This window comes from Peptoniphilus sp. (assembly GCF_050943655.1).
Taxonomy (GTDB): domain Bacteria; phylum Bacillota; class Clostridia; order Tissierellales; family Peptoniphilaceae; genus Peptoniphilus_A.
The window spans coordinates 1-6973 of the sequence record NZ_JBMNPQ010000075.1 but is presented as its reverse complement, the minus strand read 5'-3'; the positions used below and the strand labels follow the sequence as shown (position 1 = coordinate 6973).

The 6973-nt window shown below is 34.6% G+C and carries 7 protein-coding genes; all 7 read left to right on the top strand.

The genetic code is table 11. The features are described from left to right. A partial coding sequence (locus ACOX6R_RS06740) for a V0D/AC39 family V-type ATPase subunit (RefSeq protein WP_433448568.1) occupies positions 1-924 on the top strand: 924 nt, incomplete at its 5' end. 22 nt (positions 925-946) lie between these two features. After that, positions 947-2845, top strand: a complete 1899-nt coding sequence (locus ACOX6R_RS06735) for a V-type ATP synthase subunit I (RefSeq protein ID WP_433448570.1) — start codon at positions 947-949, stop codon at positions 2843-2845. An 11-nt stretch (positions 2846-2856) separates the two neighbouring features. Beyond that, positions 2857-3276, top strand: a complete 420-nt coding sequence (locus ACOX6R_RS06730) for an ATP synthase subunit C (protein WP_433448566.1) — start codon at positions 2857-2859, stop codon at positions 3274-3276. After that, on the top strand, positions 3276-3584 hold the full coding sequence (locus ACOX6R_RS06725) for a V-type ATP synthase subunit F (RefSeq protein ID WP_433448564.1): 309 nt from the start codon (positions 3276-3278) through the stop codon (positions 3582-3584). Before ACOX6R_RS06730 ends, ACOX6R_RS06725 begins: the two co-directional genes overlap by 1 nt. Before the next feature lie 8 nt (positions 3585-3592). Beyond that, complete coding sequence (locus tag ACOX6R_RS06720) at positions 3593-4222, top strand: V-type ATP synthase subunit E family protein (RefSeq protein WP_433448562.1); 630 nt, start codon at positions 3593-3595, stop codon at positions 4220-4222. Next, positions 4215-5981, top strand: a complete 1767-nt coding sequence (locus ACOX6R_RS06715; RefSeq protein WP_433448560.1) for a V-type ATP synthase subunit A — start codon at positions 4215-4217, stop codon at positions 5979-5981. Before ACOX6R_RS06720 ends, ACOX6R_RS06715 begins: the two co-directional genes overlap by 8 nt. 10 nt (positions 5982-5991) lie before the next feature. Then, the coding region (locus ACOX6R_RS06710) for a V-type ATP synthase subunit B (protein ID WP_433448559.1) at positions 5992-6973 on the top strand (982 nt) is incomplete at its 3' end.

Here is a 6973-nt window from a genome sequence, read left to right as displayed (position 1 = left end):
TTGTCCAAGATGGATAATTTAAAAGACAGTTTAACTTATTTGAAAACAAATATATTTAAAGACCTCGATCCTCTATCAGATATTTATGAGGTTGAGAGTTTCTTAAGAAACTACAAGACCAGTGAGGTGGAGAGGTTGCAACATTATTTATCATCGAAGTACAGAGATTTTATTAAAAGTTATTTAATGGATGGCGAAATCCAAAAAATCAAGTACATTTTGCGAGCCATTAAAATCGGTAAAAACCCCAATATAGAAAGTCTCAATATTAAAGGTAAGAATATTGAATTTAAAAATGTATCCCTAAAGGAATTTGTCGACAACTTAAAGGACACTGATTATTATGATATTTTAAAAAATTATGTGTCAGAGGATGAATCCACTCTCTTTTATATGGAGATGAACCTGGATAAGTACTATTATCAGGGCCTTGTGGATAGTGCAAAGGTGTTGTCAAAGATAGACAGGGAAGAATTTTTAGAAACCATTGGCACGAAAATAGACATTTTAAATATTATTTGGATTTACAGGGCAAAAAAATATTTTATGCTGATTCCAGAGGAGATATTTAACTTCACTATTTTTGGTGGAAGCTTTACTTCTGAAAAACTTCTAAACTTTACTTACTTGAGAGAGGAAGAGTTTATTGAAGAGATTAAGAAGACAAAGTATGCTTTTTTGTTTGATGAGGAGTCTGACTCTGACATGAATAAAAAGGCAGAGAGATATGAACTTTTAAATGCTAAAAAAGTTTTTAGAAAATCAAGAGGTATTGGTAAGCTTATGGCTTATTTAGTTCTTTTGGAAAAAGAAATTAAAGATATTGAAATTTTACTTGAAAGTGCAAGGTTTAATCTTCCTCCAGGAGATAAACTAAGACACTTAATAAATAGCAAAGAGGGAAGTGAACAACTTGGCTATTGAGAGAATGAAGCTTGTCAATGTGATGGGCAGGCTAAAAGATATGGACTCCATCATACTTGACATTCTGAACATGGGTGTTATGGAATTCATCTCATCTGATGTTACAGTAAAAAATAATGAGTTTGTCTTTAGTTTGGACAATGAAGAAAATGTTGAGAGAAATCTTGAGCTAAACTATATTGCTCCCTTCAAAGAGGATGAGGAACATTTTGAAGAGGTAAAGAAAGCTGAAGAGATAATGAAGTTCTTCGGCATTAAAAAAGTTGATGATAAGTATTTTAAAAACATCAACCTCGACGAAGACATTGATTCTTTCTACGACAACTTCAAGACAAAGATTAAAGAGTACGAGGAGATGAAAAAGAAAGTAAAGCTCATCGAGACTCTAAAAGACAATTACAAATTATTTAAAAATGTAGATATTGACCTTAGAGACATTTCAAATCTTAAGTATTTTACTGCGAGATTTGGTTTTCTTGATAAGGATGCAAGATATAGACTAAAGAAGAATTATGGAAATATTTTGGCTCTAATCTATCACACAGGCACTGTCGATGATAGAGAACTCTACCTTGCGATATATCCTAAGGAAGTTGAAAAAGATATTGACAGAGTCCTTAGAAGTTTGAATTTTAACGAGATAGATATTCTCGGTAGGGATGTAATGGGAACTGCCGAAGATATGTTTACAAACTTAAAAGAAGAGGAAGATAGTCTTCGCCGTAGAATTTGGGAATATGACCAGTACAAGGAAAATATTATGAATTCTAGATACGATGACTTAAATCAAACTTTGGCCCACATGCTTGCCTTTGAAAAAATCGAAAAGGCAAAGAAGTACATGCTTAGGTCAAAAAATTATTTCTACGCATCTGGTTGGGTTGCTGAAAGTAATTACAAAGAGTTAGAAAATAAGTTATCTAAGTATGAAAAAATTGATATTTATGCAAGTGATGCTGATTTAGATAAGAGAAAGACGCCAACAAAACTTAAAAATTCAAATTTTTTTAAGCCCTTTGAACTTTTAATTAATATGTATGGTACGCCAAATTATGATGAATTTGATCCAACAATAATTTTTGGAATAAGTTACATGATACTTTTTGGCTCCATGTTTGGCGATCTAGGACAAGGGGCGATTTTTGCGATTGCCGGAATTATATTATCAAAAAAGAAAAACAAAGACTTTGGGGGCCTACTTCTCAGGATGGGAGTTTCATCAATGTTCTTTGGCCTGATGTATGGCTCAGTCTTTGGAAGCGAAAATCTAATACCAGCTATTTGGTTTAGACCCTTTGATAGCATAAACAAAACTTTAGTAATCGCCATTTTCTTTGGTGTTGTTTTATCAGCAATATCTTATGGCGTTGGAATTTACAATAATATAAAAAATAAAGAATATGACGAGGCCTTTTTTGGAAAGGAAGGATTCCTTGGTGTTTTGATATTTATTGCAATGATTAATATCGGCGTAAATATCATGGGAGGAAGTGCTCCTATATCAACAAATGTTGGTATTATAATTTTAGTTGTAGCACTTTTACTAATGCTATTTAAAAGACCAATTCTTCAAACTTTCTTTAAGAAGGAATTTGATCAAAAGGCAGGAGACTACTACATTGAGTCATCCTTTGGACTTTTGGAAGCACTACTTTCTACAATGAGTGGAATTATTTCATTTATAAGGGTTGGAGCTTTTGCAATAAACCACGTCGGTCTATTCTTAGCTTTTAAAACTCTTGGACAAATGATTGGTTCAACTGGTGGAAATATAGCAGTGCTTATTATAGGAAATATAGTGATAATAGGCCTTGAAGGTCTAATTGTATTTATACAATCACTAAGACTTGAATATTATGAAATGTTTAGTAAATTTTATTCAGGCGATGGCAAGTTATTTGAAGCAGACAGTATTTATTAGGAGGAACTGAGATGGAAAAAATTATAATTTTTGCAATTTTGACAGTATTTTCAATGGTAGTTACAGGTTTTTATTTCATTTACAAAGGTACAGATAAAAATAGAAAATTTGCTCGTGCATTTCTAAAACTTAACTTATCAATCTTTGCACCAGCTTTTGTATTTGGTCTAGTAACTCTTGTTCCACAAATGGCAAGTGCAGCAGGTACTGCAACTGGTGGAAATGGTCTTGGATTTTTAGCAGCTGGTCTTTCAACTGGTCTTGCATCTCTTGGTGCCGGCGTTGCCGTTTCTAATGTAGGTTCTGCAGCAATCGGTGCTGTATCAGAAGATCCTAGTATTTTGGGTAAATCAATGATTTATCTAGGACTTGCTGAAGGTATTGCCATCTATGGTCTTATCATTTCAATCATGATTCTAGGTAGATTATAATGAGGTCAATTCTTTTAACAAGTGATAGTGACATCATTAATGGTCTAAGACTTGCGGGAGTTATGGGAGTTCTTTGTAAAGATAAAAAAGAGCTTCAAAAAAATTTTGATAAGTATAAAAAAGATCCAAATATTGGAATAATAATACTTACTAAGTCATCTTTCGAAGAGATAAAGGATGAAGTAATAGAAGTAAAGCTTAATCAAAAGACTCCTCTAGTTGTCACTATTCCAGAAGTTGGCGGAAAAATGGAAGATGATTTTATTTTAAAATATGTAAAAGAATCTGTTGGAATTAAGGCAATTTAGGTGATGAAATGATTTTACTAGAAAACAAAATATCTATCTTTAACAAAATTGTCTTTCTAAAGAAGAAAGAGGAGTGCGACGCTCTCATAAAAGAAGAAGAGGAAAAAGCCGAAAAAGCAATAGCAGAAAAAGTAGAATCTTTAAAAAAAGATAGAGAAGAATATATAAAAAGAAGAGTATCTCTTGCAGAAAAAAGCGGCTACGAAAAAATAGCTAAAGCAAATGAAGAAAAGAGAGTTTTGGCACTTCAAGAGGACGAGAAGTTATTAAATAGACTTTTAGCATCTCTTGAAAATAAACTAAAAGAGTTTGCCAAGACTGATGAGTATGTAAAATTTGAAACTTATAATTTTAAAAGGGCACTTGATGAGATAGACGAAGATTCCATCTATCTTTATATTAGAAATGATGAAAATCCTAATCTTGTTAGCGCTCTTAAAAAAGTAGCGGAAGAGAAAAATGTAAAGCTTATTGTCGATGAACTTTATGATTATCACATTGGTGGATTTATTATCTCAGACATAAACAGAAGCTACAACATCGATCTATCTCTTAAAAATAGAGTAGAGGATATGAGATATGAAATTGGAGCAATGCTCCACAACAAGCTAAGAGAAGCAGGTGATAAGAATGAGTAATGCAACTATTAAATCAGTAGATGGCCCAGTTGTTGTTGGCAGAAATATGTCTGATTTTGAAATCAGAGAGATGGTTTTAGTTGGTGAAAAGAAACTTATTGGCGAAGTAATTTCTATTGATGGGGACTTTGGAACAATTCAGGTTTATGAAGAGACAGAGGGCCTTAAGAGAGACGAAGAGATTATCCCAACAGGAGCACCTCTTTCTGTAAAGCTTGGACCTGGCATGATTACCAATATATTTGACGGGATCCAAAGACCTCTTGAAAAGATAAAAGAGTCTTACGGAAGCTTTATGCCAGAGGGCATTGGACTTATCTCACTAGATGAAGAAAAACTTTGGGATGTAAAATTAAATGTAGAAGTTGGAGATAAATTGACACCTGGACAAATCTTTGGCGAAGTTCCAGAAACTCCAGTTATAACTCACAAATTACTCGTTCCACCAGATGTTGATGGAGAAGTAATTGAAAGAGTAGATGACGGAAAGTACAATATCGAAAAAGTGCTATTAAAACTTAAAGATAAAAACGGAAATGTCCACGAGCTAAAAATGTATCACAACTGGCCAGTAAGAGTTCCAAGACCTGTAAAAGAAAGACTTCCAATAGATAGACTTCTTGTGACAGGTCAAAGGGTATTTGATGTATTTTTCCCAATTGCAAAGGGAGGTACAACTGCAATACCTGGGGGATTTGGTACAGGAAAGACAATGACACAACACCAAATCGCAAAATATTGCGACGCTGACATCATCATCTACATTGGATGCGGCGAACGTGGTAACGAGATGACAGAAGTTTTGGAAGACTTCCCTAAACTAATCGACCCTAACACTGGAAAACCTCTAATGGATAGAACAATTCTTATTGCCAACACATCTAATATGCCAGTAGCTGCACGTGAAGCTTCAATTTATACTGGAGTAACAATGGCAGAGTATTTTAGAGACATGGGCTATGATGTTGCACTTATGGGTGACTCCACATCAAGATGGGCAGAGGCTCTAAGAGAAATTTCTGGACGTTTGGAAGAGATGCCAGCTGAAGAAGGCTACCCAGCATACCTTCCATCAAGAATTGCAGGATTTTATGAAAGAGCAGGATATGTTGAAGCACTCTCTGGAGAAGAGGGTTCTGTAACACTTATTGGTGCCGTATCCCCTGCCGGTGGTGACTTCTCAGAACCAGTTACAGAAAATACAAAGAGATTCGTAAATGTATTCTTGGCGCTAGATAAAGAACTTGCCTATGCAAGACACTATCCAGCAATCAACTGGATGAATTCCTATTCCGGATACATTCCACTTCTAAAAAATTATTACGACATGAGACTTGATGGAGACCTTCCAGCACTTAGAAGTAAGTATTTGGATCTTTTGCATCAAGAGGCAAAGTTAAATGAAATTGTAATGCTAGTTGGAGAAGATGTGCTTCCTGATCACGAGAGACTAGTTCTTGAAATATGTAGAGTAGTCAAGGTAGGATTTTTACAACAAAATGCCTTTAACGAAATAGACACCTTTGTTCCTCTAGAAAAGCAATTTGAAATGCTTAAGACAATAGACAATTTGTACGAAAAGGGAAAAGAAGCATTAAAGAAAAAAATACCTATTTCACTAATTAAAGACGACAAGCTTTATGGCGAAGTAGTAAACATGAAATACAATATCGAAAATGACGACATGAAGAAATTCGTAAGTCTAAATAACGACATTAATGACTTCTACATCCATTTAATTTCAAGTTATGAGGATTGAGGTGTTTTAAATGAAAAAAGAATATTTAACACTTGATAGAATCGAAGGCTCACTTATTGAACTTTCAAATCTTCATAAGGTGAGTTATGGAGAAGTAGTAAAGATAAAATCAAAGGACGAAAAGAAAGAAGAATTTGGACAAGTTATAAAAGTTGACGAAGATAAGGCAGTAATCCAAGTCTTTGGCAACAACTTGGGAGTTTCTACTAAGAATAGAAAAGTTGAATTCTCTGCACATCCTTTTGAAATTCCACTTTCAAAAGATATTTTGGGAAGAGTCTTTAACGGAACTGGAATTCCAATCGATAGAGGAGGTCCAATTTATTCAAAGGACGTCTACAATGTAAATGGTAGACCGATTAACCCAGCATCTAGAGAATACCCACGTAACTTCATACAGACAGGTATATCTTCAATAGATGCACTTATGACACTTATCCGTGGTCAAAAACTTCCAATATTTTCAGGTTCAGGCCTTCCACACAACGAAATCGCAGCACAAATTGTAAGACAGGCAAAAATTTCTGATACAGAAGGAGATAATTTTGCCATAGTTTTTGCTGCCATTGGTGTAAAACACGACGAGGCAGATTTCTTCAGAGAGTCCTTTAAAAATTCTGGAGTAATTGACAAGGTTGCAATGTATATTAACTTTGCAGACGACCCTATTATGGAAAGACTTATCGCACCAAAATGTGCCCTAACTGCAGCAGAATATTTGGCATACAAAGAAAACAAGCATGTACTAGTAATTATGACAGACATCACAGCTTATGCCGAAGCTCTTCGTGAAGTATCGTCTTCAAGAGAAGAAGTTCCATCTAGAAAGGGTTACCCAGGTCATCTTTATTCAGACCTTGCAGCCCTTTATGAAAGAGCTGGAATGATAAAGGGAATTGACGGATCAGTTACACTTATCCCAATTCTAACAATGCCAAATGACGATATCACTCACCCAATACCTGACCTTACAGGATACATCACAGAGGGAC